The sequence below is a fragment of the Chryseobacterium sp. JV274 genome (genome assembly GCF_903969135.1).
In the GTDB taxonomy this organism is placed as follows: Bacteria; Bacteroidota; Bacteroidia; order Flavobacteriales; family Weeksellaceae; genus Chryseobacterium.
This window is the reverse complement of the sequence record NZ_LR824569.1, coordinates 4,337,694-4,364,605: the sequence shown is the minus strand read 5'-3', so window position 1 is coordinate 4,364,605 and position 26,912 is coordinate 4,337,694. Positions and strand designations below refer to the sequence as shown.

Below are 26,912 nucleotides of genomic sequence, written 5' to 3'. Positions count from 1 at the left end.
ACAAAAGACCACCTGCGTTTTGCAGGTGGTCTTTTTCTTTTATCTAACTCATCTTTTTTTAACTAATTCAATCCTTTTAAAACTGCTTCAAGCTCCAGATCCCGTTTCTGAATAATATCATCATCAGAATACTCAATGAATTCATTGATCCTCACACCTACTTTTTGAGTCTGGGAATTGTCATAATAAAAAATACCATTTCCGGTAAATTCCAAGTTATATCCGGCAGGCAGTTTCAATGTTCTGATGTCACCATCTGCACCTGCTGTTCTTTGGCCGATGGTTTTGGACTGAGGAAAAATATTCTGAAGATTCATTGTATTCCATTCACTCATACTTAAGGTCTCCGGATTGACAATCATAAATACCTTTCCCGTGTATGGATGGATGGTTTTATTTTTAATATCAGAATAATAAGTCCCAAAATCTTTATAACTGATTGGAATATAGGTCCCGATATTTTTCACGTTGGGTTTATAGTATTTTCCAAAATGGTTCTCTACGGGCGAGAAGTATTTGTAGACATAATAGAATACAAATCCACCCCAATCCGGATATCCTCTCATATCAAAGACAATAGCCTTTTTTGATGATGCTTCTTGGAAAATAGAATCCATATGATCATCCAGCTTATCATCAGCTATATTGTTTGTAAAAGCAAAAGCATCATTGATTTTAAAATAGGCAATATCTTTATGATCAATTTTGTACTGCTGCTTAAGGCGGGTTTTATTTTGGATGTACTCTGTTACTATTGCTCGTTGTTGTTTGTCTGTGAAATTAATAAACTCTGTATCTGCGTGATAGGCTTTATTATCCTTTGACACTACTTTTAAGTCTTTACGAGGCTGATCATCAGGCCAGATCAGATTTCTCTGGTAATCTGACATCAGATACAACAACGTTTCAGGATTAGAGGTGGAAAGTAATTCTTTCTTTTCTTTAATAATCTGACGGATACTTTTACCTCCAACCTCCGTTATTCTATCTCCAATATGAATATTAGCTTTGGAACAGATTTCAGGTACAAGAAGCTGGGTCACCAATATATGATCTTTCAATATCACATAATTAAAGGGAGGAAAATATGATCTGTAGAAAATTTCATTTTTATAATTAAGCTGATCATAAAACCTGAAAGAATGGGTATCTTCCATTGAGGAAACTACTTTTGCCAGAATAATCTCAAACTCTTTTCTTGAAGTACAGTGAACAGTTTGGTCTGTTAAATCCGAGAAATAGGCTTCAGTATTTTTATCCATCAGATATTTATGTGGATAAAGATAATCAATCGCACCCTGCAATTTGGCCAATGTCAGCAAACGGTAGGCAAGCGGCAGATTCTCATCTTTTTTAAATTCGTTTGTCTCAGAAGCAAGTATTTTTTCTTTCTGATCAGCATCAGCAATGAATCTATGGCTGTAGATATCATTCAGTACTATTTTGTTTTCTAAACTGACTTTTTTATTGTTCTGATACCATCTGAAGTCTTGATTGACAGAGAGTACATCTTTCGGAGTATCAATAACCGGAGCACCGGAAAATTTATGATTCAGATTTGCTGATAAAAAGGTAATAACTGCATTTTCATCTGATTTTTCATTCACTCTCCCAATAGTCTCCAAAAACAGGCTGTCGGCATCTTTTTTTCCGCTGGCAACATCAGGATGATAATATTTTATGAAATTCCAGGTCTTCATAAAATAGGTGTAGCTATTTTTTTGAGCGCAAACAGTTGCATTAATAACAACCACAAAAAACAAAATAAAAATATTCTTCATTTATCTGAATTTGTGATGTAAAATACACTTTTTAAGGCATATAAAATGTAAATAATTTTTACAGACTTTACGCTACATTAACTCCAAAAATGTGCCCTACAAATGCTGTAATTCCCATTGCAACAGTTCCCCAGAAACAGATCCTCAATACGGCTACTTTAATACTGGAACCTCCCGCTTTGGCAGAGATTGCTCCCAAAAGCATTAAAAATATAATTGAAAATCCATATTGGAAATACACCATTTGTTTAAGTGGTGCTAAAAGAGAAACGCTAAACGGCAATAAAGCTCCCACAGCAAATGAACTGAATGAAGCCATCGCTGCCTGCAATGGTTTCGCCTGCGTTATTTCATTAATACCTAATTCATCACGGGCATGTGCTCCCAATGCATCGTGTTCCGTAAGTTCAACTGCTACCTGCATTGCTGTCTCTTTGGTACATCCTCGTTTCTCATACACTTTGGCAAGCTCTCTAAGTTCTATTTCAGGCATTTCTTCAAGCTCACGTTTTTCACGAAGTAAATCTGCTTTCTCGGTATCTTCCTGCGAACTCACGGAAACATATTCCCCCGCTGCCATAGACATCGCTCCGGCAATCATACCTGCCAGTGCCGCAAGAATAATAATATGCCGGTCTGGTTCTGCGGCTGCAACCCCAATGACAATACTTGTGGTGGACAACAAACCGTCATTCGCTCCCAATACAGCTGCACGAAGCCAGCCTACCCTGTTTACATAATGTTTCTCCAACTGATGATGCATAGCTTTTTATTTTGGTGGTCCCCTAAAGTTACCAAATGTTTCATCAAGAATCATTTTAAATTATGTTCATTCTTACCCCGGATAAAGATCTCGTATGCTCAGAAACAGAATTCTATCTGATGTACAAACGAACCCTTAGCATTCTGAAAATCAAATTGAAAAACAGTAAAATACTTCCATTCAGTTCAGAAATTCCTATTTTCTTATCTTTGCAGGAATGAATTTATTATATATCAACTGGGATGTGAATCCCGAAATCGTCAATATCTTAGGATTTCCTTTAAAATATTACGGGCTGCTATTTCTTGCAGGACTGGTTTTATGTTTAAATATTTTAAAACGTATTTATAAAAAAGAAGGCCTTAGTTCGCAGGCTCATGAAGCTTTATTCTCTTACGCACTTATAGGAATTTTGGTGGGTGCCAGACTGGGGCACTGTCTTTTTTATGATTTTGATTATTATTCCCAGCATCCGCTTGAAATATTGCTGCCAATTCAGAAAGGAGTAGACGGAACCTATCACTTTACAGGATTTGCAGGACTTGCCAGCCATGGTGGTGGTATCGGATTGGTGATCATGCTTCTCATCTATGCGAGAAAATTTTCTATCCCGTTCATGACGGTTTTAGATGCTATAGCGATTGTACTTCCGTTGGGTGGTACTTTTATAAGGCTTGCCAATCTTATGAATTCTGAGATCATAGGAGTTCCTACGGACGTTCCATGGGCTTTTATTTTCCATCAGGTAGATAATCTTCCGAGACACCCTGCCCAACTTTATGAAGCGATCTCTTATTTTATTATTTTCCTTTCTGTGTATTTTATTTATAAGAAAAACATATTTAAAATCGGAAAAGGGTTTTATTTCGGAATCAGTATTCTGCTGATCTTCATTATGAGAATTCTGATTGAGTTCATCAAGGTAGACCAGGTAGAATTTGAGCACGGAATGATTCTGAATATGGGACAGCTGCTAAGTATTCCTTTTATTCTTCTCGGTTTATTCTTTATCATCAAAAGTATATTGGAAAAAGGAAAGGTAAAAACCACTTAATTTTCTGATTTTCTTCTAAAATAAAAACTCACTGAAAACAGTTTTCAGTGAGTTTCTTTTTTATGATTATCTGATAGATTATCTTGTGGTATATCCTCCGTTAGCAAAAATGGTCTGCCCGGTAATCCACCAGCCTTCTGTTACCAGAAATTCTACCAGCGGAGCGATATCTTTTATATTTGTAAGTCCTCCCAATGCTGATGCTGATTTATGATAAGCAACGGCATCATCTGTTTCCTGTCCATAGAAGAAAGGAGTATCCATTGGTCCAGGGGCTACAGCAGTTACAGAAATTCCTCTTGCTCCGAATTCTTTAGAAGCAGCTCTTGTAAAATGCTCTACAGGTGCCTTTGCTCCGGCATAAGTAGAATACAGTCCTGTGTAAGCAGCCAGCAGTGAAGTAACAATGGTACAGATCTTCCCGTGATCGTTCAGTTTTTTACCTGCTTCCTGCAAAAAGAAGTAAGCTGATTTTGAATTGACATTGAACATGGTATCATATTCCGCTTCTGTAGTCTCTGAAAATGGTTTTTTCAGTACCATTCCTACGGTATTGATTGCAATATCAATCCCTCCGAAACGGGAAATTGTTTCATCAAAGAATTTTGTAATATTGTCTACTTTGGTAAGATCTCCCTGGAACAAAAATGCTTCTGCTCCTAATGCCTGTACCTCAGCAAGTGTTTTTTCGCTATCTGCTTTTGAACTTTCACTGTTATAATGTATTGCCAGTTTTGCTCCTTTCGCAGCAAAATCTCTACTTAAAAGTCCTCCAAGGTTTTTACCTCCTCCGGCAATTAAAACAACTTTTCCTTTTACATTTTGTGTTGACATCGATTTTATTTTTAAATGTTAATGAGACAAAGATGAATAATAAAAATGGTCTCAACATGGTGAAGTTTTCGGGAATTTTAGAAAACTGCAAAGTGATTATCAGCTGATATTATGATTCTCAATGTAAACTAAGACAGAAACATTTATTTTTTTTATAAACAACATTTTTTAATAGAATGCTATTTACCAGCCAGATATGACCCAAAACACCCCTTTCATATTAAACAAAGTTATATAATTCACTATTACGCATCAATTTTAGGCATAACATTTGATGCTTTTCCAGCCGTATTATACACCACTTCATTTTTATAATATATTTTTTTATAATCCTCAGTCTTCTGAGGATTTTTTTATGCCCTTGTTCTGGCTCTCATTATCGTCTTACATTCAGACTATAAAGGTATCCCGGCAGATCTGCCGTAAAACCATTTCTGATAATCAATCATTTAAAACCTGATAATTCATTTTATTGTTGTATATTTGTACATTAAATAACCAAGTCTATACTTTGTTTTCTGTAACGACCCGAATATTTTTTATTCAGTCTTTGCTTTTTGAGCAGCCATATTTTAAACTTTTATTCTTCTACTAAGAACAATACTTGTCGGAATTTTAAAGCTCTGTATGATTGGGATTATCCAAAACAGAAAACATAGCCAGGCTTTATAAGGTCTAAAACGGACCAGATTGAACCAATTAATTTATAGAAACTAAATACTAAAAATAATTTATGGCAGATTCTTTTTCTAAAAAGGAAAATTTCAAGAAAAAAATTCAAAAGCAAAAAGAAAAGGCGCTAAGACGCGAAGATCGTAAGACGAACAACAACAAAGGAGCGGAGGACGTCTACATGTATGTAGATGAATTCGGAAGATTAACATCTACTCCACCTGAACAAAGACAGGAAGTAAACCTTGATGATATTCAATTGGGAGCAGCTCCTATTATTGAGGAAGATCCAAGAAAAACTGGAATTGTTACTTTCCTTAGTGAAAAAGGGTATGGCTTCATCACCGAAGATAATAACAAAGAAAATATCTTCTTCCACAACAACAACTGTGTGGAGCCGGTAAAAAAAGGAAACAAAGTATCTTTCGAAAAAGAGAAGTCTCCTAAAGGATTTTCAGCTGTTGAAATCCAGATTGTTAAATAATACTTACACATAAAATGATTCTGCCTGTAAAGCAGGTTTGTTTTAAGAAATATAGAAAGGGACTGTCTCAATGAGACAGTCTCTTTTTTTGGACATATAAAAAAAAGTTAACTCAACTTATAAAAAAGTTAGATTCTAACGCAATATCCTTGAATTATTTTAATTACCATTACGGGAACCCGCAGAACATAGTTAAAGTTTAAAAATATAAAATAAGCTGTCTTTTTGGACAGCTTATTTCATCATAAAAAAAAGTAAAAATTAATCCAGTTTCCCACCCAGCGCTTTAAACAGCAGGACGTTATTTCTGGTATTCTGGTGCTGGAACTGTAATAAATCCAGTTCAGCAGTCAGTTTGCTCTTCTGAGAGTTGATCAGTTCAAAATAATTGGCATATCCTGTCAGATAGAGATCGTTGGAAACCTCCACCCCACGATCAAGAAAACCTACTTCCTCTGATTTCAGTTTCAGAACACGTTCATAGATCTTAGTCTGTTTCAGGATCGACTGAAGCTCATTAAAAGCAGTCGTAATACTTTTCTGATAGTTTAAAAAAGCAATTTCCTGCTCCTTATTCGCTACCTTGAATTCATATTTCAGTTGTCCTTTATTAAAAACAGGCACCATCAATCCACCCAACAATTGCCCTGCCAGTGAACTTGGTTTAAAAAATGTCTCTATAGAGAAAGAATTCAGTCCGAAGCCGGCTCCAAGATCAATTTTAGGATAAAATGCAGCCCTTGCAGCTTTTGCATCAGCCTGAGAAGCCTCTAAAACATAATAGTTTGCGGCTACATCCGGTCGGGAATGAATAACTCCTTCTACATTAATTGTTTTATTTAAGACTTCCATATTGGTAGGCATCAATATTTTTCCGCGTTTTACATCTCCGCCATAACTTCCCGTGAGTGTAGTAATAGCCTGTTCTACAGTAACAATTTCTACCCTTATGTGTTCAATCTCTGCCAGCCAGTTGTTATTCTGCGCTTTGAACTGCTGTACAGCTAATTCTGTAGCTTTTCCCACTTCACGCTGCGCCAGAACAATTTCAAATGCTCTCTGCTGGAGGTTGTAATTCTTCTGGTAAATAGCAAGACGATTGTCTAAAGCCACCAGCTGATAATATAAATTGGCAATATCTGTAAAAAGTTCTACCTGCAGCAGTCTCAGCCCTTCTGTGGAAGCCAGATATTTCTTCTGGGCAGCAATCTTTTTGTTTTTCAGTTTGCCCCACGCATCAATTTCCCAGCTGCTCCTTGCTCCAAGCCCGTAATTAGGCGTAAAATTTCTATTGATCTTCTGATCTTCCGTAATATTGGGAGAAAGATTGGTATCATAGTTCCCGACTCCTTCCATGGTATATTTTCCATACCGGTTGCCGGAAGCCTCTACTCCTACTTCAAGGGAAGGCAGTAAATCCATTTTTGATCTTTGAAGGAAACTGTTGGCAATCTCCACTCTTTGCTGCGCAATCTGGAAATCCGGATTGGCCTGAACCACTTTATCAAAAAGTTCGAGCAGCTGCGGATCTGTAAAATAAGCCTTTAAGTTGATCTGCTGGAATTCATCCGGAGATTTATTGTTATCAGCTTTGATAATTTCCTCTGGCAATTCCTGAGCTTTTTTCAATTCGGTTACTTTTGGAACAGCACATGAAACCAGGCTTAGTGAAGCAATTCCGTATATTATATTTCTATGATTTAATCTTTTCATCTTTCTTCTTATTTTCAAGTTTTGCAAAGAATATATACAGTCCCGGAATCACTACCAATCCGAAGATGGTTCCTATCAGCATTCCTCCTGCTGCTGCTGTACCAATGGAACGGTTACCTATTGCTCCTGCTCCTGATGCAATACATAATGGAATAAGCCCTGCTACGAATGCAAAAGAGGTCATCAGAATAGGTCTCAGACGCTGTCTGGCTCCTTCAATTGCTGCAGGAATGATATCGTATCCCTGTTTATTTCTTGCCACCGCAAATTCTACGATCAGGATAGCATTTTTAGCCAAAAGTCCAATCAGCATCACCAATGCTACCTGTGCATAAATATTATTATCCAATCCCATAAGTACCAATGCGATATAGGAACCAAAGATTCCCGTTGGAAGGCTTAATAATACCGGCATAGGAAGAAGGAAGCTTTCATATTGTGCCGCCAGTAAAAGATAGACGAATAAAAGGCAGATCGCGAAAATATAAACAGTCTGGTTTCCTGATAAGATTTCTTCTCTTGTCATTCCGGACCACTCAACATCAAATCCTCTTGGCAGTGTCTCTTTGGCAACACGTTCTACAGCAGCAATAGCATCCCCGGAGCTGTATCCGTCCGCAGGTTCTCCATTGATCATCGCAGACATATACATATTGTATCTCGTCAGTACTTCAGGTCCGTATACTTTTTCAATGGTGATGAAGGTAGAGAAGGGAATCATTTCACCTTTATCATTCTTTAAATATAAATTCAGAATACTTTCAGGGGTATCCCGATGCTCCGGACTTGCCTGTACCATCACTTTATACATCTGACTGAAACGGATAAAATTCGTGGCATAATAGGATCCCAGCATGGTCTGTAATGTGGACATCGCATTGTCTACTGAAACTCCTTTCTTCGCTGCCATATCATAATCCACATTGATCATATATTGCGGGAAAGTGGCATCAAAACTGGTAAAACTGTTCTGCAGCTCCGGAGCTTCATTTAGTTTTTTAACAAAGTCCTTGGTGATTTTATCTGTGTTCTCAATGGTTCCTCCGGTTCTGTCCAGCAAACGCAGTTCAAAACCACTGGTATTACCGAATCCCGGAACTGTGGGCGGGGCAAAGATCTCAATCTGGGCATCTGCAATGCTTTTAGTTTTATCAGAAAGCTCCGTGATCAGATTGTTCACTGAAATATTTCTTTCTTTCCAGTCTTTAAGATTGATCATCGCCATTCCGTAGGATGAACCTGCGATTTCCGTTACAATACTGTACCCTGCAAGAGTGGTCACGTTTTCTACTCCATTAATTTTCTTGGCAATAACAGTCACTTCATCCAGCACTTTTTCAGTTCTTTCTACCGTTGCTCCCTGCGGAGTAGTGACACTTACATACACCATTCCCTGATCTTCCATTGGAATAAATCCGGTTGGCAGGAATTTGCTGGTCACAAAAGTCAATCCAACGAATAAAAATAACAGTCCAAAAGTAACCGTAGTTCTCGTCGCAAATTTTGATAGAATACTTACATATCCATTGGTCAGCCTTTCAAAACCTGTATTGAAACTCTGGAAAGCTCTGTCAATGATTGTTTTCTTCTTATCGTGATTGTGAGGTTTTAAAATAATCGCACAAAGCGCTGGCGTAAGAGTCAATGCATTCACTCCGGAAATCACAATACTGATTGCCAATGTCAGTGAGAACTGACGATAGAATACTCCTACCGGACCATCAAGAAATGCTACAGGAATAAATACTGCTGACATTACGATGGTAATAGCCACTACCGCTCCTGCAATTTCTTTGGTTGCACTGATGGTTGCATCCATTGCATTCATTCCTTCTTCCATTTTCACATGGACGGCTTCAACGACGACAATGGCATTATCAACCACAATTCCGATGGCAAGAACCAATGCAAACAATGTTAAAAGGTTAACAGAGAAATCAAGCATATTCATGAAGGCAAAAGTTCCTACCAATGCTACCGGAACAGCCAACACAGGAATCAAGGTGGAACGCCAGTCCTGAAGGAAGATAAATACCACAATTCCTACCAGAATAAAGGCTTCAATAAGAGTTGTCAGTACCGCACTGATGGAAGCATCCAGGAATCTGGAAACATCATACGCCATATTGTACTCCATTCCGGGTGGGAAAGATGTGACTTTTAATTCTTCCATTTTTGCTTTTACACTTTCAATAACCTCGGAAGCATTGGAACCGGGACGTTGTTTCATCATGATGGATGCGGATGGTCTTCCGTCTGTTTTGGAAACCATTCCGTAGTTCATCGCTCCGAATTCAACTTTAGCAATGTCTTTAAGCTTTAAAATTGTTCCGTCAACATCAGATCTGATGGGAACTTCTTCATATTGTTTAGGCTCAAAAAACTTCCCTTTATATTTGATCACATATTGAAGCTGACTGGAAGTCTTCCCTGACGTTTCTCCAACTTTTCCGGGCGCTGCAGAAATATTCTGTTTTTGTAATGAAGTGATCACTTCATCCGCAGAAATATTGTAAGCCGCCATTTTCTGTGGATCCAGCCATACTCTCATCGAATATTCTTTCTGCCCCATAATCTCGGCACGGCCAACTCCATCAATACGTTTCAATTCCTGAAGGACATTAATATCCGTAAAATTATAGATGAACTGTTCATCCTGGCTCGGATCTGTACTTGTGATATTGAGGTACATCAGCATACTGTTTACCTCTTTTTCAGTGGTAACTCCGGCTCTGATTACCTCTTCAGGAAGTTCGTCAAGAATGGTTGTCACCCTGTTCTGGACGTTTACCGCTGCTACATCAGGATCTATTCCCACTTCAAAGAACACCTGAATAAGGGTAAGTCCGTCATTGGAAGTAACCGTAGACATATATGTCATTCCCGGCACTCCATTGATAGCACGTTCCAGTGGAAGAGCTACAGCATTGGCAGATACTTCCGCATTAGCTCCTGTATATTTTGCCGTAACGGTTACTGAGGGCGGTACGATGTCCGGAAACTGGGTGATCGGCATCTTCAGCAATGCCATAATTCCCAGCAGTACAAATAATATGGAAATAACCAACGAAAGAACCTTTCGTCTTATAAACATTTCTACCATAGTCAATAGATTTAAAGATTATGAAAGGTTAATACTTCTTTTTGATTTTGATGATATCACCATCTTTCAAAGACTGAGTCCCTTCATAAATGATTAAATCTCCTTTTTTAAGACCGCTTTCTACCATATAAGAGTCTCTTAAGGTAGTTCCGATCTTAATACTGGTCATTTTCACTTTATTCTGTTTATCCACAACAAAAACATACGTCTTATCCTGGATGGAGAAGGTAGATTTTTGTGGAATAAGAATAGCATTATTCTGTTGTTCAGAAATAATAAGTTTCCCGGAAGTCCCGTGTTTGATCAGACGGTCCGGATTCGGGAAAAGTACTTTATAACGAATGGAACCCGTGGCTCTGTCGATTTCCCCTTCAGCGGTTTTTAAAGCGCCGTTGAACTGATAATTGACTCCATTGGGCAGCGTCAGCTCTATCTTTTGATGACTTCCGATCTTATCGTTGGCCAAAAGCTCAAAATACAGATTTTCAGGAATGGAAAAATACGCATATACTTCATTCAATTGAGACAGCGTAGTCAATAACGTCCCATTTTCTACCAGACTTCCGTCTTTATGAGGAATCACGTCAATTACCCCATCAAAAGGTGCCGTTATCCTTGTAAAGCTTATTTTCTGAAGAACCGTTCTCTTTTCTGCATCGGCAAAAGCATGTTTTGCTTTGGCAGAGGACAGTTTTGCTTTCACCATTTCCAACTCATTGTTGGCTACAAATTTTTTAGCATGAAGACTCTGAATCTGCTTCAGTTCTACTTCTGCTATACGAACATCAGCTTCAGTCTGCTTTAATGTCGCATTAGCTTTCAGAAGTTCCATCTGCAGCTCGGCATCATTGATTTTAAATAAAGCCTGCCCCTGATGTACAAACTGTCCCTCGTTTACATAAATATGCTGTATAATACCTCCGATTCTGGACCGCATTTCAACATTTTTTTTAGCCTGGATATCGGTGACAAACTGGTTGCTTACCAGTGTATCTTTTTCTTTGATTTCCAGTACGGGAACTTCTTTGTCTTTTTTATTATTTTTCTCCTTGTCTTTACTGCATGACACAGCGAATAATGTTGCCATAAAGCAAATTATCACAGTTTTAAAATACATTTTTAAATGTTTAAGTTATAAAATTTTCGTTAAAGTAATTTGATATTCAATAACTTAAACCTAGTACAACTGGAGGAGATGGAGAAAGGATTTAACTCCACAAATAGTAGATACAGCAATCTCCGGAAGGATGATTTTCGGAATAACTTTTAAAATTCCTGAAAAATCCGCAATTGCGGGATCACTTTTTTTGACGGAATGTTTTACAATTTTGGCAGCTGCAGGCAATGCATGCGTATTCATATCTGCCTCTTCGTACACATCCAGAAGATAAATATTGGTTACATGGGGAACATGAGGAATATTCTGCAATGATTTTTCTGCCCAATTCGAATTGAAAAGGGTAAAAACCAGCATGATATAAAATAAGATAAATGACCTCAGACCTGCCATGTCAACCAGAACACATTAGTTTTTTAGTAAAAACGATATGGTGCAAAAATAGTGATTTCTACTGGGAAATCCGATCATTGAACTGTTAAAAAAACTTAAACAATGGATGAATAGATTCCAATTATTGGAATTTAGATTCTTGCGGAATGACAAACAGAACGTTATATTTATTCATAGCCTCTGTTACTCCGTAGGAATTTACATAAAATCATTAAAGATCTTGGCTAAAGCCAATTGATTTTGCTTTTATTTTTAACAGGCTAAGCCCATTTCTATTGATAGCTAGAACAATTTACTGAGCACTCTGAAACGGTAATCAAAAATATGTTCCAGTTTCTTTTTAACGAAAAGACGGTGAGCAATTTCGCCTAGAAATCCCATAGGAAGTTCATAATCTATGGCATCTCTCATCAGTACGCCTTCTTCATTGGGAATAAATTCATGATGGTGGTTCCATAGTTTGTATGGGCCTTTTTTCTGGAAATCAATAAAGCTTTTTTGAAAATCGACGTGGGTGATTTCTGTCTGCCATTTCATTTTAATACCAAACAATGGAGAAACATAATAGTCGATGAGCATTCCTTCATAGATTTCATCGTCATCCATTTCCGTCAATACAATAAAGCCCATATCTTTCGGGGTAATTTCTGAAAGGTTATTGGCTGAAGAAAAGAATTTCCAGGCGGTTTCTATATCACAATTGAGCTGTTGTTCGCGGAAAAGCGTATGTTTCATAAGACGGAATCAATTTACATGATTGTTATGAAACAAATGTATAACAAAGATTTAATTATATATCCACATCAGAACGGGTTTCTTCGAGTACTGAATCATCGGATCAATTTCCTTCATAGCATTGTTGGAAACAGTAGGACAACCCCATCCTTCGGGAGATCCTTTGGGAAAGACTTCATCATCACTCATCATGTCCCAGGAATGAAAGACAATAAATCTTTTTAAAGCATTGCCGTTTGTTTCCTCAAGTCCGTGCATCAGGTATTTGATATTAATTCCCCAGTCGCTGTACCCTCTTCCTTCAAGCTTATATTTTCCTAAAGAGGAAAGGTGGCTTCCATCTTCATTACTGAATCCCGGATTTGCTTTAGAATCGTCTTTACTCCATGAATTGGAACCACAACCATGGCCTACCAGGTATTTTTTGGAGATCTTATTATTTTTAAAATCCCAGACAAAAAACCGGTTCACTCCGGAATGGAGACTCATATCAATAAGAATACAGAAATCATTATTAAGGTTCTTTGAATTACAGAACTTCAACGCTTCTTCGGCTTTCATTTTTATCCCGGATAAGTCTGCTGCAGGCTTCTTTTCAATAGTAGCAGGTATTTCAGCAGTATGTATGGTACTGCTTTTTTTCTCCTGAGAACATGAACACAACCAAAATGCGATGAAAAACAGATAAATTCCCTTCATGAATTATTTATAGTGCTGAAAAATTCCGAAATCTGATGGAGTCCAAAGTGCTGCTTTCTGTCCTGCAGCCTTTAAAGCATTATTTGACCATGTATTGCAGGTGTAAAGAAAGCTGTAGGTTCCTTTGGCATCATAAAAGGCATCATTATCACTATACACTGCATTTGTAGGAATTAACATGAAATTACCGTTCTGATCTCTGTCAAATTTATCTTCTACAAATTTTACCAGATTCTCATACTGGTTTCTGCTGATCATAATCATTTTACAGTCGTCTCCTTCTTTCATTGTATTATAATAAGTACAGTGCATAGCGGAATCACTAAGCCAGAATGCTGCTTTTACAGCTGTTGAAAACTTCAGGTCTGCCCATGTAGGCGTATCAAGATAGAATCCTTTGTCTCCCCAGCCTATTCCGATATACTGATAATCTGTTTTTTTTGATTTTGTATTGGCGAAAGGAATTTTCATGCTCCAGTCCTGCAGATCATTTTTTACAGGCATTACTATATCAGTATGTACTCCGTTGGTATAAATATAAATCGGAATTTCTTTTTTCTGTCCATCATTTTTAGCCGAAACCGGAATATAGGGAATCAGTAACCCCAGGATTACATAAATCACCACAATTCCTAAAATAATTCCTACCACTTTCAGGAGATACATTAATATAGTTTTCACAGTCATGTTTTAATAAAATTTAATCTTTAATTTTTAGTAAAAGTATTTGTTTTAATCGAAAAATTAGCTATATTTAGTTACGAAATATTCACAAATATGCGTAAAACTATCAAATCCCAAAAAAGGTTTAAAGTAAGAGTAAAAACTGCTCCTAAAAGAATACAAAAAAAACGTTGATTTTCGGTGAGATTCTGATCTCCTGAAAGTCATTTTTTCTTTATAGGAAACGGTTTTCAATTAACTTATTGATACAAATCTTTACCTCCTTAAAGCCAAAAATTTAAGGAATGGTCGATTATCAGCTCTGGTTTGGAACTATAAAAAATTCCGAAGGAGGGATTGTCACCGAAAGTTCAGGGAAAAATCAATCAGAAGACTTCTGTAAAAACTCAATATTTCGCTTCAAGCCTGCAAATTTAGTTCTTTTCACGGGGGATTTCCTGAAGATTTCAGAGAAAATTTCCTGGGTAATTTCTTTCCATTCTCCTTTTTTAAAGTTTTTCAGGGCTTCATTGGGTTTGAAACGGCTTTGTTTGTTGGGGGCTGAAAAACGGTTCCATGGGCAAACATCCTGGCAGATGTCACAGCCAAACATCCAGTCTTCCATTTTATCTTTAAAATAATCCGGAATTTCATTTTTGAGTTCTATGGTTGCATAAGAAATACAACGGCTTCCGTCAATAATTTTCTCCGAAACAATAGCATCCGTGGGACAGGCATCAATACATTTTCTGCAGCTTCCGCAATGGTCTGTAGTGGCATGATCGGCAATCAGTTCCAAATCGCAGATAATTTCAGCCAGAAAGTAAAAAGATCCGTTCTGTTTGGTAATGAGGTTTGCATTTTTTCCTACCCAGCCGATTCCAGATTTTCGGGCCCAGCTTCTTTCCATAATGGGTGCAGAATCTACAAAAACCCGAAATCCGAACTCTCCTATTTCCTCCTGCAGCTCTGCAACCATCTCACGAAGGATTTCTTTGATTACTTCATGATAATCTTCTGCATAAGCATATTTTGAGATCTTGTAATTTTCTAATATTGAAATTTTTTCCTCGGGAAAGTAATTGTATGAAAGTGAAATAACAGATTTGGAACCCTCTACCAAAAGCCGGGGATCAAGTCTTTTGTCGAAATGATTTTCCATGTACTTCATTTCGCCGTTATAATTGTTCTTCAGCCATTTTTCAAGATGGGGAGCATCTTCTTCCAAAAAATCAGCTTTAGAAATGCCACAACTCTGGAATCCAAAACTTTTTGCCTTGGACTTTATCAGTTGGGAATATTTTTCAGCGCCTGCATTCATAATTTCACACTGCAAAATTAAGATTATTTTATCAATCTTCTGATTTCTGTGGAGGTTCATCTGAACTCCTGTTCCTATCCTGCTTCTTTTCTGAAAAATTATGTTTTAATTAGGATTTTTTTCAAAAAAAAATTACGTAATTTCGTTTCTAATTTAATGTTTAAACCCAACAACTATGTCTTTAATAGAAGTAATACAATCCGGAAACTATGAATTAATTGACGTTCGTGAGCCAATGGAGCTTGAAATGGACGGCAATATAGATGGTGCTAAGAATATTCCTTTAGGTGAAGTAGAAGATAGACAGGATGAGATTCTATCTATTGAAAAGCCGGTGATCTTATTCTGCAGAAGCGGAAACAGAAGCGGAAAGGCATTGGATTATCTTAACAATCAAGGATTAAAGGACGGTTATAACGGCGGAGGCTGGGCCGAGCTGAAGGCTGTTCTGGAATCAAATCAGGGAACTTTTTAAAAGTTCCTTTTTTTATATCTTATTTCTATGGATCTGAAAAATTATTTTGAAACGCTTTGTTCTCCTTTCACCGAAAACAAACAGCTGATCAACAGCCTGTGGAACGAACTTGAGACCAGATATTCTGAAAAAGGCAGATATTACCACAATCTTTTTCATCTGGAAAATATGTTTCATGAACTTGAAGCGGTGAAAGTTAATATTTCAGATTTTAAAGCTATTGCTTTCTCAGTATTCTACCATGATATTATTTATGATGCCACTTCCAAGTCTAATGAGGAAAAAAGTGCTGCTAGAGCTGAGAAAAGACTTGGTGAGCTTCATATAAATAACGACAAAATCACTATCATTTCGCAGCAGATTCTTGCCACAAAATCGCATCAGAAGTCTGATCATAAGGATACCAATTATCTTTTAGATGCTGATCTTTCTGTGTTGGGAAAAGATTTTAAAACTTATTTGGAATATACTCAAAATATCAGAAAAGAATATTCCATTTACCCTGATTTTCTTTATAAGCCAGGACGAAAAAAAGTACTCAGACATTTTCTGGAACTTGAAAGTATCTTTAAAACAGAGTATTTTAAGGAAAAATATGAGGTGCAGGCAAAGGAAAACATTGCCGCTGAACTGGAGTTACTGTAAACGGAATTCATTTAGTATAAAAAGACACCCGTTAAAAAGGTGTCTTAATTCATATTGTTTATCGTAATTCCAGATTAAGAATACTTACTTATAAATTCTGTTGCTCTTTCCAATACTAGTTCAGGAACTTCTTTGTGTGGTGTATGCCCTGTAGCTGGGATAATATATTTCTCAGCAATTCCACTTACCTGGGTAACAGTTTTCTCTACCTGATCCAATGTGCCATATTCATCAGCTTCTCCCTGGATAAATAACAATGGACAAATGATATGCTTCAAGAGATGTTCAATATTCCAGGTTCTGTAATCGTCCCGTGTCCATGTTTCTGTCCATGCTCTGAAAAGCATTTCGACTTTATCACCGTGATATTTCTGCAAACGTTCTGCAAGATTGATTGTTTTGTAGGCTTCCCAGGCATCATAAACTCCTTTCAACGTTACATCTTCCACAAATATATGTCCTGCTTCACAAACAACGGCATTTACTCTTTCCGGATATTTTGCAGCGGTGATCAAAGCAATGGTTCCTCCATCACTGTGCCCGAAAAGAATAGCGTTATCAATATTCATTTCAACCAATAAATCATTCAAGAGATCTGCTTCCAGCTCCATATAATTTACCGGTCTTTCATGAGTAGGCATCGGATGTGATTTTCCATACCCTAAACGGTCGTAAGCAAGAGTATTGCACTGTGCAGCTTCAGATAATTTAGCTGGAAAGTCTCTCCAAAGCTGTACTGAACCGAGTGAATCATGCAGAAAAACAATGGTAGGTCTGCCTTCAAACGGATTATAGTGTTCTATATATAATTTTTTACCCTTTACATCAATTATTCTTCCTTCCATTAAATCAATTATATTTTAAAATACAGGCATTTTCGTTTCTTCAAATTCTTTTAATAAGTGACTGAAAACAGTTTCCACCGGGAGAACTTCATCAATCAGGGCAGAAACCTGACCTATTTCCAACTCTCCATCTTCCATATCTCCTTCAAACATTCCGCGTTTTGCTCTGGCTCTTCCTAATGAAGCAATTAATGCATCTTTATCTCTTCCGATCTGATAGATGCCTTCCAGTTCACTGAAAAATTTATTTTTAACCATTCTTACAGGTGCCAGTTCCTTCAAAGTAAGATGGGTATCTCCTTCCTGCAGTTCTGTGATTTTCTTTTTCCAGTTTTCATGAGCACTGGCTTCTGTAGTAGCGGCAAAACGGGATCCGATCTGTACACCATCTGCCCCCAGAATCATTGCCGCTTTGATCTGTGACCCTAAAGCAATTCCTCCTGCAGCAATTAACGGCTTAGAAATATGTTTTTTAACGTTTGGAATAAGGCAGAACGTTGTTGTTTCATCTCTTCCATTGTGGCCTCCTGCTTCGAAACCTTCTGCAACGATAGCATCTACTCCTGCATCTTCACACTTTACAGCAAATTTGGTGGAGGAAACTACGTGAGCTACTTTTATTCCTTCTTTCTGCAGGGTTTCTGTATAAGTCTTCGGGTTACCTGCTGATGTGAATACAATTTTGACTCCTTCTTCAAGAATGATCTGAATGATCTCTTCAATATTAGGATATAACATTGGTACATTTACCCCGAAAGGTTTATCTGTAGCCTGTTTGCATTTCTGGATATTTTCTCTCAGGATGTCAGGATACATACTTCCTGCTCCAATTAAGCCCAATCCTCCACAATTGGAAACCGCAGAAGCGAGTCTCCATCCGGAATGCCAGATCATACCTGCCTGGATAATGGGATATTTAATATTAAAAAGGTGTGAAATTCTATTTTGGGAAGCCTCCATATCATGAAGTTTTTTTGCAGCGTTAAAATCTATAAAATTGCTCATGCGTAAAAATACTAAAAACAACGATTCCAAGGGTCTTCTGTTCGCTAAAAATATACAGAAAACTCATATTATCATCTTTTATAAAGTTCCAAAATGCGGTCAATAACTGGAGTTATTTTCAAAAAAAGCTGAGCAAGCTCACATATATCTTTCTCTATACTATCTTCTTGTAGCTCTACCCAACCTTGCATTAATGTCAGAGGGCCATAATTTACACTCACATTAGGCCATTCTTTCTGGTATTCTAAAAACTCTTTCCTGAAATTCTGAGCAAAATCTCTGCTGGATATTTTGTAGGCTTTCAATGTTCTTAGTTTTAGGGCATGGATGTTATAATAGATCTTTTTTTCACGAATCGTTTCATCATTTAACCAAACAGAAAAGAAAATCCGCCCCTCGGCATCCAAAGGTGACTGAGGGTCCCCATTCCATTCCGGATTGTAGACTTTAAGTGCAACAGATTCCAAAACTATATCAACAGACAATTTCAACCCATTATTACAGAGTATTTCTTCAGGAATTCCGGATGTTGCCAATTGAAATTTTCTAAGATAAAAAGTATAATCCATACTCTTATTTTTATAAATATATTAATAAAAAAAACCTTCAGAAGTTCTGAAGGTTTTGATTTTATTTTGTCATGGATTGTTTCTTCCAGTTTGACTTAAAGCTACAACTGTCGTAACGTCCGTCAATAGAGATAAAAGTTGTCGGTAACTTAGAGTTGACAAACTTTTCAACCATTTCACTTTTCTTTTTATTCAGCGCCATCTGCTTGATTCTGCTGAAATCTGTTTCCAGTGTAATCTGGTGAGAAGGAATCACATCTTCCACTTTGATGATTTTGATTTCCTTTCTCTTGTTTTCTTCATCTTCAAAAGCTGTAGTGATATCTCCTTTGTTCAATCCTGCTAATTCGTAGCTGATTGTTCCCGGAATACTTTCTCTCTCAATTTTATCAGAACCATCTGCTCCAGGAATTATCCCTGCGTTGAATTTTGTTCTTTTATCATCTGAGAATTTAAAAGCAGCATCTTTAAATGTCATTTTACCACTCACGATAAGACCTCTGATACTGTCTAGTTTTGCTTTTGCAGTTTTAAGTTCATCATCAGTAGGTACTCCTTTTAGCAAGATATGTCTTGCATCATACACTTTACCTGATCTTTTCAGCAACTGGATAATGTGGAATCCGAATTCTGATTCAATAGGATCTGAGATATCATTTTCCTGAAGGTTCAGTGCAGCAGCCTCGAATGGCTTCACCATCTGCCCTTTATTGATATTTTTATATAATCCTCCGTTAGCAGCTGATCCTTCATCTTCAGAATAAATTCTGGCCTGGCTCTCAAAAGTTTCTCCTCCAAGAATATCCTGCTTGATTTTTTTCAATCTGTTGATAAGGTCTTGTTTGTGTGCTTCCGTTAATGTAGGATAGATCATAATCTGAGCTAAAGTAACTTCATCTTTTATCTGTGGCAGCTGTGTTTTATACATATTATAAAAGTCAGTTACCTCATTTGGAGTTACGTCAGCCTTCTCAGTAACTCTCTGGTATTTTGCCTGTCCGTAATACTGGTCAGTATCTATCTTTTCGATAGCATTTTTCATTTCATAAGCATTTCTGAACTTATAAGCGGTAAGCAAAGTTTTTTCATCCGGAAATTGAGAAAGCAACTGACGGTATTTTGCATTAGCCTGTTCTTTGATTGCTGCAGAACGGTTTTCAATTAAGGTATCTTTTTTTGCTTCATATACAAGAAGCTTGTTGCTGATAAGGTTTTCCAGGAACTCACATTTGTCTGTGTTGGCAGCTCCCTGCTGTTTCCCATAATTCATTTGCTCAAGAACATCAGATTCCAAAACAATCTCATCTCCGATAACAGCTGCAATACCATCCACCAAATCTCCTTGTTTTAGCTGGGCATTCATCATATTTGAAGAGAATATCATGATGAAAATCCCAAGAAGAAAAGTGATTTTTAGTTTATTTGTCATTTTACTATTTTAACAAGTTGCAAATTTAGAATTCTTAACGAATTTCACTCAATTTTTTATTATAAATATTTCTTAAAAAGACTTATTTACTGCAGTTCAACATCAAAAGTCGTTAATTCTTTGAATTGTCTCAATCTGCTGAACATATCTGCCTCGCTTACTTCCTCTATTCTTTCTGTTCCGAACTTCTCTACAGTGAATGAAGCCATAGCAGATCCTACGATAAGAGCCGATTTCATTGTTTCGAAATCTATTTTCTCTTTTTTAGCAAGATAAGCTGCAAAACCTCCTGCGAAAGTATCTCCAGCTCCTGTTGGATCGAAAACATCTTCTAACGGAAGTGCCGGGATAGCAAATACTTTATTGTCATGGAAAAGTAAAGCTCCGTGCTCTCCTTTTTTGATGATCACATACTCAGGTCCCATTGTATGAATCTTTTTAGCTGCTTTTACTAAAGAATATTCTCCAGAAAGCTGTCTTGCTTCTTCATCATTAATAGTAATTACGTCTGTTTTCGCAATCATATCCATTAAGATATCCCATGCAGAATCCATCCAGAAGTTCATGGTATCAAGGATAACCAATTTCGGACGGTTGTTCATTTTTTCAAGTACTGATAACTGAACTCCAGGGTGTAGGTTTCCAAGTAACAAAATTTCGGCATCCTGCATTGAATCCGGGATTTTCGGATCAAAATTCTCCAGCACATTTACTTCTGTAGCCAAAGTATCTCTTGTGTTCAGATCATTGTGGTATTTTCCAGACCAGAAGAATGTTTTTCCTTCTTTTACGATTTCAATTCCTTCGATATTTATATCTCTGTCTGTGAACATATCAAGATGTTCTTGTGGAAAGTCTCCTCCTACTACAGAAACAATTCCGGATTTAACGCCTAAAATTGATGAAGTGATTCCGATATAAGTGGCTGCACCTCCTAAAATTTTATCCGTTTTACCAAATGGTGTTTCAATTGCATCAAATGCAACACTTCCTACAACTAAAAGTTTCATATATTTTTCAATGTATATTAAAAGTAATTATTTTTTCCATTCAAAAGAGTCCAGCATGTGTTTCATATCGTTTTTGATATAGTTCACTGCAGGTGCAAGAGAATCCGGTTTCGGTCTCGTATTAAAGTATAAGTAAGCAGTAACGAAGTGTTTCGTACTGTCTGTAATGTAAAACTGAAGGTTGGAAGCACTCTGCCCTTTCAGCTCATAGAAGTTCCCGTATACTTTTTTTTCAGGGTATTCAAAGGATTTCGTATCTATAGAACTGGCTTTGATGGTATGCTCATATACCATTTTTTCAGCTTCTTTGATATGGTCTGCAAAGTCATTTTGTATCGGGTAATAGGTAACGAAAAGCTTTGCCTTCATTTTAGGATAGTTCACATAGAACCAGCAAGGTTTTTTAGCAGGAGCAATAGTAGCAAAGTCCGAGTACTCAAAGGTATAGGCACAATCGTTTTCAAACTTTTGGTATTTCGGTGTTGGATATTCAAGACGCAGTTCTCCATAAGGTTTGGGTGAAGGGTCTTTTCCACATGAAATTAAAAGCAGTGATACAAAAATAAAAATGACTTTTTTAATCATTTTGCAAAAGTACAAATTAGATTTCAGATTTCGGAAGACAAATTTCAGTCTTTCAGAGAGTTTTGAATGTAATTTTCCAAAGGCTTGGGAAATGATTTTCCGTGAGAGCCTTCAACATCTGTAATCAGGTATTGATTTTCAGCTATAAAATCATTCCATATCTTTTGTGAAGTGACCTCAACATTCAATATTTCAATACTTAAATTCTTATGAGTAAGTTTATGAGCAACCGTTTTTGAACCTGTAATAAATGATTCCATATCCGATGAAATAGCTGCAGGAAACTCAAATAACTTTTTCCATATGAAATCGTCTGTTCTCTGACGGATCAAAAATTGGCTGTTTCTGTGGACAAAATAATAAGTCAAAGCAAGATCTTCGGCTTTTATTTTTTTTGTTTTTACAGGATAATCTGAAGTCTTTTGCATAGAAAATGCCAGACAGTCTTCATTGATGGGACATTCTCCACAAAGTGGATTTTTGGGTTTACAGATCTCTGAACCTATATCCATCATCGCCTGATTAAAGTCCCCAACATTTTCCGGCATCACCAAAGCAGCCAGCTCAGAGAAATAGGTAAAAGCTCTGGAATTCGAAATATCAAAATCATCAGCAAAAAGGCGGCTCAGAACACGGTAGAAATTCCCGTCAACAGCAGGCATTTTTCCACAGAAACAGATACTTGACACAGCTGCAGCGGTATATTTCCCTACTCCTTTTAATTTTAGAATTTCTTCATATTGATGAGGAAAGACACCCTGGTAATCATCCATGATCTGTTGGGCAGCTTTATGAATATTGATGGCCCTTGAATAATAGCCCAATCCTTTCCAATATAATAAAACTTCATTTTCCTCAGCTTGCGCCAACGTTTTTACATCGGGAAATCTTTTAATGAAATTATTATAATGATTCAATCCCTGATTGATCCTTGTCTGCTGAAATACGATTTCACAGATCCAGATTTTATACGGATCCTTTGTCTGTCTGAAAGGTAAATCTCTTGCATTATTTCTATACCATTCCAGGATTTTGTTGCCAACGTATAGAAATTCTGAGGCTGTTTTATTTTTTTCCAAAAACCAATCTTGTTTTAAATCATTGAAGAGATGATTTTCTCTTTCTCTTTAACATTATTTTCAATGCTGCAAAGATAGGTTTATTTTATTTTTTAGACCTGTTTAAAATTTTTAGAAAGAGTTTAAACAGATGCTCCAGAATTTTTTGAAATATGAAAGCAATAATAATATTTATTGTTTTCTTTATTAATGAGATGCCATTTACCTTTAAATAAATTACTGGCAATATTTTCCGAATGAATTTCATCATTCGTTTGTTTTTCTTCTTTAGACTGTTTACAAGAGTATGGGAGAAGTGCGAATAACTAAAATCAATTTTTTTTTCATCATTTGGTTTATAAATAGGGTAAAAATTGACTTATTGCATCAATATCCATTCATTATTAGTAGATTCTCCTCCAACTCCTTTTATATAAAATTGAGTTTTATCTTTTTTAATTATAAATTTCGGATCAATACCTACACAATTTAATTGATCACCATTATAATATATTTCTAATTGATTGCCTTTTTCGATACCTATTTGCCTTCACAAAGATTTGACTCTTTATATGTATTTAATGATAAGATTACATTATTTTTTTTATATCAAATTTATATGAAATAGAAGCCATACCTGTTGTTGTAGGCTCTGTTTTTACTGAAGTAGAATGAGTACCATCATAAGTTGATGAGTTGCTTTTAAGATTTTTAAAAAGCTCTTTCTGAATAAGGTTTGTTTCAAATGCTAAAATATCTTCTGGAATCTTTGAAGGCTCTATTTCTCCTATTTTTTTCCATTTATTGTTTTCATATAAATAGAAAGTTGTTTTTGCATTTTGCTTTGGTTCAAATTCTCCATCTTTCCCTCCTGTATAAGAGATGAATTTATTTGGTAGATAAGAAGCAACTATATAATAATCGTTTTCTTTAATATAGTTTTTTATCAATTTTGAATCTTGAGAATCATTTTCTTTATTGATGGACTTTGAAAAAAAACCTTTTGAATTGTTGGGGTTCCAGAAATATTGTTCTATGTCTTTTTTTCCAATAAAGTCAACACTGAAAACACCCATTTTTTTATCCGAATAAGTGTATGTTGGATAAGGATTGGAGATATCTGGAATAAAAAAACCAGTTGTTTGGTATTTTGTATCTAGAAAATTTATGTTATCATTTTTCTCTTTTTGACCTTTACAGTCGTAAAAGAAAAAAATAAGAAGTAATAAAATTAAAAAGGGTTTCATCATTGTCCTTTTTTTTATAAAATTTTATTCAATTTCATTTCCATATAGTAAAAGTTTACCGATAAAATCACTATTCCAATTTTCTATATATATGTTTTGAAGTTCTGAAGCCCAACCAGATGTCTCTTCTTTTTTACCATCAAAGTATGATGAAGAATAAAACTTACCTGTAATAAAATTAAATGATTTTGAATAATTCTTTTGAGCTTTTGTATAACTTAGATCATACCCAATAACTTGTATTTTTTTGTTTTTAGGATCAAACCTAAATTTTATTTTTTCAATCAGATTCTTTCTCCGGAAATATTTGGTTTTGTAATTTGATCGGCATAATCTACTCGAATGATAATGATTTTATTTTTAATAATAGGATCACTTAAATAATAATCTGATTCAGCATTGTTATATAGAATACTATTATTTATAATGGGGATTTCAACCGTTTTGTTCAAAGAAGATAAATAGATGGATAAAATAAAACTTGAGAGTTCTGCATTTTGTTTCGCCCTAACTTCCGCTTTGTCCCCAACATTATCATCATCAAAGTATAATGTTTCATATTGTTATTCTATACTATCAATAGCTTTTGCATTATCCTCTTTGCAGTTAATAAAGAAAAGTAAGGATAATAGAATTATTTTTTTCATTTATTCTAATAGGATTTTATCCAAATCAAGTTGTTTAAGGGATGTTTTTTCAGAAATCTCTTTTTGCATCCATTCTTCCTTACCTGTTTTCGCACTCGTTCCCAAAGTTGCAATAAATAATTTTTCAATAAGTAAATCATTATTTTTGAAAAATACTGGTATAACAATTTTCCGAGATGTGTTTTGATATTGATCAGTGTAACCTAAAATTAAATTGAAAGCTTGTTTGTTTTTTGTATTAGTATCTATTTCTATAAAATCACAGCTAATATTTTTGGTAAAAAATACTTTATTATCAGTTTGTGCTTTTAAAGTATAGTCATTTATATTTTTTTCTATAAAAACGATATCATTTTTATCACTTTTATTAAAGTTAACTCTATAATTTTTAGTTTGTGTAGATTCTGAATTAGAAGAAGAGGATAGATCTTCTTCTTCCATATTTTCTTTAGATTTGAGAAAATACTTTTTACATTCCGGTAGTTCACATCCTAAGATTTGTGTTTTTTTTCCATCAAAAAAAGAAATGTATGAACCTCCATTAATCTGTAAGTCATATTTTTTTCCTTTATATGAATAACCTTTTATATTAATATTACATGGTGTAATTGGATATGAAAAATGCCATTCTTCTTCGGTAAGAGGAACTGATAAATTCATGATTTTTTCAATATCACTATTATTGAGAGACCATCCTTTATCTTTTTTAGTTAATTTTTCTTTTGTAGAATATTCACCTTTACAGTTGGCAATGTAAACTTTTGTATCTATTTTCTTTTTTTCATCCTTATCCTGGCCTTTGCAATTGTAGAATAAGAATATAAGAAGTAGTAAAGTAGTAAAGTTTTTCATTATTTGGTTAAGTTATTTATTCTGCTTTTATTCTGCTTTTGTGAACATATCCCTTTTTACCTTCTTTAGAAACTACTAACCACCAATCACCATTTTGATCTAAAACTTCAATTTTTTCACCTGTATTTATCTTTTGGAGAATTTGAGAAGACGAATTTTTATCCTTTCTTAAATTAGTATAGCCGTCAGAATCTTGAATGATAAAATTGGTATTGTTTTCTTTTTGGTAGATATATTTTACATAACTTTTTAAAGTAGCTAAATCATAAAAATTGTTTTTTTCCAGATTTGATTTATATTTTGGATTTTTATTTAAATAGCTTTCAATATCACCTTGTATTCCAACTCTTAATTCTCTCTCAAATAAATAAGATATTGTTTTTTCAGGTTCAAAATATTCTTTTGGAGATGATGATATTTTACTTATAATATCACCTATTCTTAAATAACTATTACCCTCTTTAGCATAAGAAAAGTCTTCAACTTTACCTTTGTAAATAATGGTTTCTATGTCGTCAAATATTTGTTTTTTCAATTTTTTATAGCCACCAGAATCTATAAAAATTAACTGTTCCATATCGGAAAGGCTATTAAAATCGAATTTTTTAAATACTGATTCTACAAGCTTTTTATCCTTATTGTATCCATAGTAAACAACTAAATCGTATAAAAGATTTGAATTGTTTGTTTGCAGCCAAACATAAGATACGGGAGTATTATAAAATACGTAAGAATTAAAATGATATAATAAGTCAGGATTTATAAACTCTGGTTCTTCAGCATCGGCATCCTGAATGAAAATAAATTTATTTTCTTTAATAACTACCTCTGGAAACATTGCTGGACGTAAAGCAATTATGGAATTTTTATAATCTTTTAAATTGAAAGAAAATATATCCAAAATTTTTTGACTAAATGTATTTTCGTCAGGAAATTGAAATTTTCTTTGCTCTAATACTTTTTTCGCTTTATTGATAAATTCAGGAGACAGGTCACCACAGTTTGATTTTGTGCCGTCTCCTTCATCTGTAATATTATAAGGTGCGTCTTTTAATGAAATTATTTCTTTGATATTCTGCAAGTGAAGTTGTCCGGTGCAAGATAGTAGCAGTGAATATATAAGAGCTAAAGAAATGTTTTTCATTATTTGTGGTTATTTTACACCCCTATTATAGGGTCCCAATCTTATCAAAATCGTCTCTGTGCCAAATCA

At 35.4% G+C, this 26,912-nt stretch carries 26 protein-coding genes; 5 read left to right on the top strand and 21 right to left on the bottom strand.

What is annotated here, in order from left to right:
- Positions 1 to 62 precede the first annotated feature (62 nt).
- Positions 63 to 1,781 carry a S41 family peptidase gene (locus tag CHRYMOREF3P_RS20140; RefSeq protein ID WP_180565345.1) on the bottom strand — a complete coding sequence of 573 codons (1,719 nt, stop codon included), beginning with the start codon at positions 1,779 to 1,781 and terminating at the stop codon, positions 63 to 65.
- Positions 1,782 to 1,848: 67 nt separating this feature from the next.
- Entirely contained in the window at positions 1,849 to 2,544 is a 696-nt protein-coding gene (locus tag CHRYMOREF3P_RS20135; protein WP_077415545.1) for a VIT family protein, read from the bottom strand.
- A 62-nt stretch (positions 2,545 to 2,606) separates the two neighbouring features.
- Here CHRYMOREF3P_RS20135 and CHRYMOREF3P_RS20130 point away from each other — a divergent pair, with 62 nt between their 5' ends.
- Both CHRYMOREF3P_RS20130 and lgt read left to right on the top strand, forming a co-directional pair.
- Positions 2,607 to 2,765 (top strand): hypothetical protein, encoded by a 159-nt coding sequence (locus CHRYMOREF3P_RS20130; protein ID WP_180565344.1) that lies wholly within the window; start codon positions 2,607 to 2,609, stop codon positions 2,763 to 2,765.
- The gene (gene lgt / locus CHRYMOREF3P_RS20125) at positions 2,762 to 3,598 is read left to right on the top strand and encodes a prolipoprotein diacylglyceryl transferase (protein WP_077415547.1); all 837 of its coding nucleotides are present in this window, start codon (positions 2,762 to 2,764) and stop codon (positions 3,596 to 3,598) included. The genes CHRYMOREF3P_RS20130 and lgt overlap by 4 nt, the downstream gene beginning before the upstream one ends.
- Before the next feature lie 78 nt (positions 3,599 to 3,676).
- Here lgt and CHRYMOREF3P_RS20120 read toward each other — a convergent pair whose 3' ends face one another.
- Complete coding sequence (locus tag CHRYMOREF3P_RS20120) at positions 3,677 to 4,432, bottom strand: SDR family oxidoreductase (protein WP_077415549.1); 756 nt, start codon at positions 4,430 to 4,432, stop codon at positions 3,677 to 3,679.
- Positions 4,433 to 5,165: 733 nt separating this feature from the next.
- Between CHRYMOREF3P_RS20120 and CHRYMOREF3P_RS20115 the strand changes: the two genes are divergently transcribed.
- Positions 5,166 to 5,588, top strand: coding sequence for a cold shock domain-containing protein (locus tag CHRYMOREF3P_RS20115; protein WP_077415551.1), 423 nt, complete (start codon positions 5,166 to 5,168; stop codon positions 5,586 to 5,588).
- Between the two features lie 261 nt (positions 5,589 to 5,849).
- Here the strand turns inward: CHRYMOREF3P_RS20115 and CHRYMOREF3P_RS20110 are convergent, their stop codons facing one another.
- The 8 genes from CHRYMOREF3P_RS20110 to queG form a co-directional block, all read right to left on the bottom strand.
- Entirely contained in the window at positions 5,850 to 7,301 is a 1,452-nt protein-coding gene (locus tag CHRYMOREF3P_RS20110; protein ID WP_180565343.1) for a TolC family protein, read from the bottom strand.
- A complete protein-coding gene (locus CHRYMOREF3P_RS20105) occupies positions 7,282 to 10,404 on the bottom strand; it encodes an efflux RND transporter permease subunit (protein ID WP_180565342.1) in 3,123 nt (1,040 codons plus the stop codon). Before CHRYMOREF3P_RS20105 ends, CHRYMOREF3P_RS20110 begins: the two co-directional genes overlap by 20 nt.
- A 28-nt stretch (positions 10,405 to 10,432) precedes the next feature.
- Positions 10,433 to 11,521, bottom strand: a complete 1,089-nt coding sequence (locus tag CHRYMOREF3P_RS20100; RefSeq protein WP_077415557.1) for an efflux RND transporter periplasmic adaptor subunit — start codon at positions 11,519 to 11,521, stop codon at positions 10,433 to 10,435.
- Between the two features lie 60 nt (positions 11,522 to 11,581).
- Positions 11,582 to 11,914 carry a hypothetical protein gene (locus tag CHRYMOREF3P_RS20095; protein ID WP_077415559.1) on the bottom strand — a complete coding sequence of 111 codons (333 nt, stop codon included), beginning with the start codon at positions 11,912 to 11,914 and terminating at the stop codon, positions 11,582 to 11,584.
- 282 nt (positions 11,915 to 12,196) lie between these two features.
- On the bottom strand, positions 12,197 to 12,649 hold the full coding sequence (locus CHRYMOREF3P_RS20090; RefSeq protein WP_077415561.1) for an SRPBCC family protein: 453 nt from the start codon (positions 12,647 to 12,649) through the stop codon (positions 12,197 to 12,199).
- 51 nt (positions 12,650 to 12,700) lie between these two features.
- A complete protein-coding gene (locus tag CHRYMOREF3P_RS20085; RefSeq protein WP_077415563.1) occupies positions 12,701 to 13,348 on the bottom strand; it encodes a murein L,D-transpeptidase catalytic domain-containing protein in 648 nt (215 codons plus the stop codon).
- A gap of 3 nt (positions 13,349 to 13,351) precedes the next feature.
- Positions 13,352 to 14,035 (bottom strand): TIGR02117 family protein, encoded by a 684-nt coding sequence (locus CHRYMOREF3P_RS20080; RefSeq protein ID WP_077415565.1) that lies wholly within the window; start codon positions 14,033 to 14,035, stop codon positions 13,352 to 13,354.
- A gap of 358 nt (positions 14,036 to 14,393) precedes the next feature.
- Entirely contained in the window at positions 14,394 to 15,332 is a 939-nt protein-coding gene (queG, locus tag CHRYMOREF3P_RS20075; protein ID WP_180565808.1) for a tRNA epoxyqueuosine(34) reductase QueG, read from the bottom strand.
- Positions 15,333 to 15,507: 175 nt separating this feature from the next.
- Here queG and CHRYMOREF3P_RS20070 point away from each other — a divergent pair, with 175 nt between their 5' ends.
- Complete coding sequence (locus CHRYMOREF3P_RS20070; protein WP_077415567.1) at positions 15,508 to 15,807, top strand: rhodanese-like domain-containing protein; 300 nt, start codon at positions 15,508 to 15,510, stop codon at positions 15,805 to 15,807.
- A gap of 27 nt (positions 15,808 to 15,834) precedes the next feature.
- The gene (locus CHRYMOREF3P_RS20065) at positions 15,835 to 16,452 is read left to right on the top strand and encodes a hypothetical protein (protein WP_180565341.1); all 618 of its coding nucleotides are present in this window, start codon (positions 15,835 to 15,837) and stop codon (positions 16,450 to 16,452) included.
- Positions 16,453 to 16,526: 74 nt separating this feature from the next.
- Here the strand turns inward: CHRYMOREF3P_RS20065 and CHRYMOREF3P_RS20060 are convergent, their stop codons facing one another.
- From CHRYMOREF3P_RS20060 to CHRYMOREF3P_RS20015, 10 genes are all read right to left on the bottom strand, one after another.
- A complete protein-coding gene (locus tag CHRYMOREF3P_RS20060; RefSeq protein WP_180565340.1) occupies positions 16,527 to 17,297 on the bottom strand; it encodes an alpha/beta fold hydrolase in 771 nt (256 codons plus the stop codon).
- 15 nt (positions 17,298 to 17,312) lie between these two features.
- Positions 17,313 to 18,302 (bottom strand): NAD(P)H-dependent flavin oxidoreductase, encoded by a 990-nt coding sequence (locus CHRYMOREF3P_RS20055; protein WP_228408733.1) that lies wholly within the window; start codon positions 18,300 to 18,302, stop codon positions 17,313 to 17,315.
- 71 nt (positions 18,303 to 18,373) lie between these two features.
- The gene (locus tag CHRYMOREF3P_RS20050; RefSeq protein ID WP_180565339.1) at positions 18,374 to 18,871 is read right to left on the bottom strand and encodes a hypothetical protein; all 498 of its coding nucleotides are present in this window, start codon (positions 18,869 to 18,871) and stop codon (positions 18,374 to 18,376) included.
- 61 nt (positions 18,872 to 18,932) lie between these two features.
- A complete protein-coding gene (locus CHRYMOREF3P_RS20045) occupies positions 18,933 to 20,300 on the bottom strand; it encodes a peptidylprolyl isomerase (RefSeq protein WP_077415575.1) in 1,368 nt (455 codons plus the stop codon).
- Positions 20,301 to 20,386: 86 nt separating this feature from the next.
- A complete protein-coding gene (locus tag CHRYMOREF3P_RS20040) occupies positions 20,387 to 21,310 on the bottom strand; it encodes a PfkB family carbohydrate kinase (RefSeq protein WP_077415577.1) in 924 nt (307 codons plus the stop codon).
- A 27-nt stretch (positions 21,311 to 21,337) separates the two neighbouring features.
- The gene (gldD, locus tag CHRYMOREF3P_RS20035) at positions 21,338 to 21,895 is read right to left on the bottom strand and encodes a gliding motility lipoprotein GldD (protein ID WP_047381079.1); all 558 of its coding nucleotides are present in this window, start codon (positions 21,893 to 21,895) and stop codon (positions 21,338 to 21,340) included.
- A gap of 44 nt (positions 21,896 to 21,939) precedes the next feature.
- A complete protein-coding gene (gene mutY / locus CHRYMOREF3P_RS20030) occupies positions 21,940 to 22,974 on the bottom strand; it encodes an A/G-specific adenine glycosylase (RefSeq protein ID WP_180565338.1) in 1,035 nt (344 codons plus the stop codon).
- Between the two features lie 569 nt (positions 22,975 to 23,543).
- Positions 23,544 to 24,203, bottom strand: coding sequence for a hypothetical protein (locus CHRYMOREF3P_RS20025; RefSeq protein ID WP_180565337.1), 660 nt, complete (start codon positions 24,201 to 24,203; stop codon positions 23,544 to 23,546).
- A 644-nt stretch (positions 24,204 to 24,847) separates the two neighbouring features.
- Complete coding sequence (locus CHRYMOREF3P_RS20020) at positions 24,848 to 25,699, bottom strand: hypothetical protein (protein WP_077415583.1); 852 nt, start codon at positions 25,697 to 25,699, stop codon at positions 24,848 to 24,850.
- Between the two features lie 16 nt (positions 25,700 to 25,715).
- Entirely contained in the window at positions 25,716 to 26,843 is a 1,128-nt protein-coding gene (locus CHRYMOREF3P_RS20015; RefSeq protein ID WP_077415585.1) for an SH3 domain-containing protein, read from the bottom strand.
- Positions 26,844 to 26,912 lie beyond the last annotated feature (69 nt).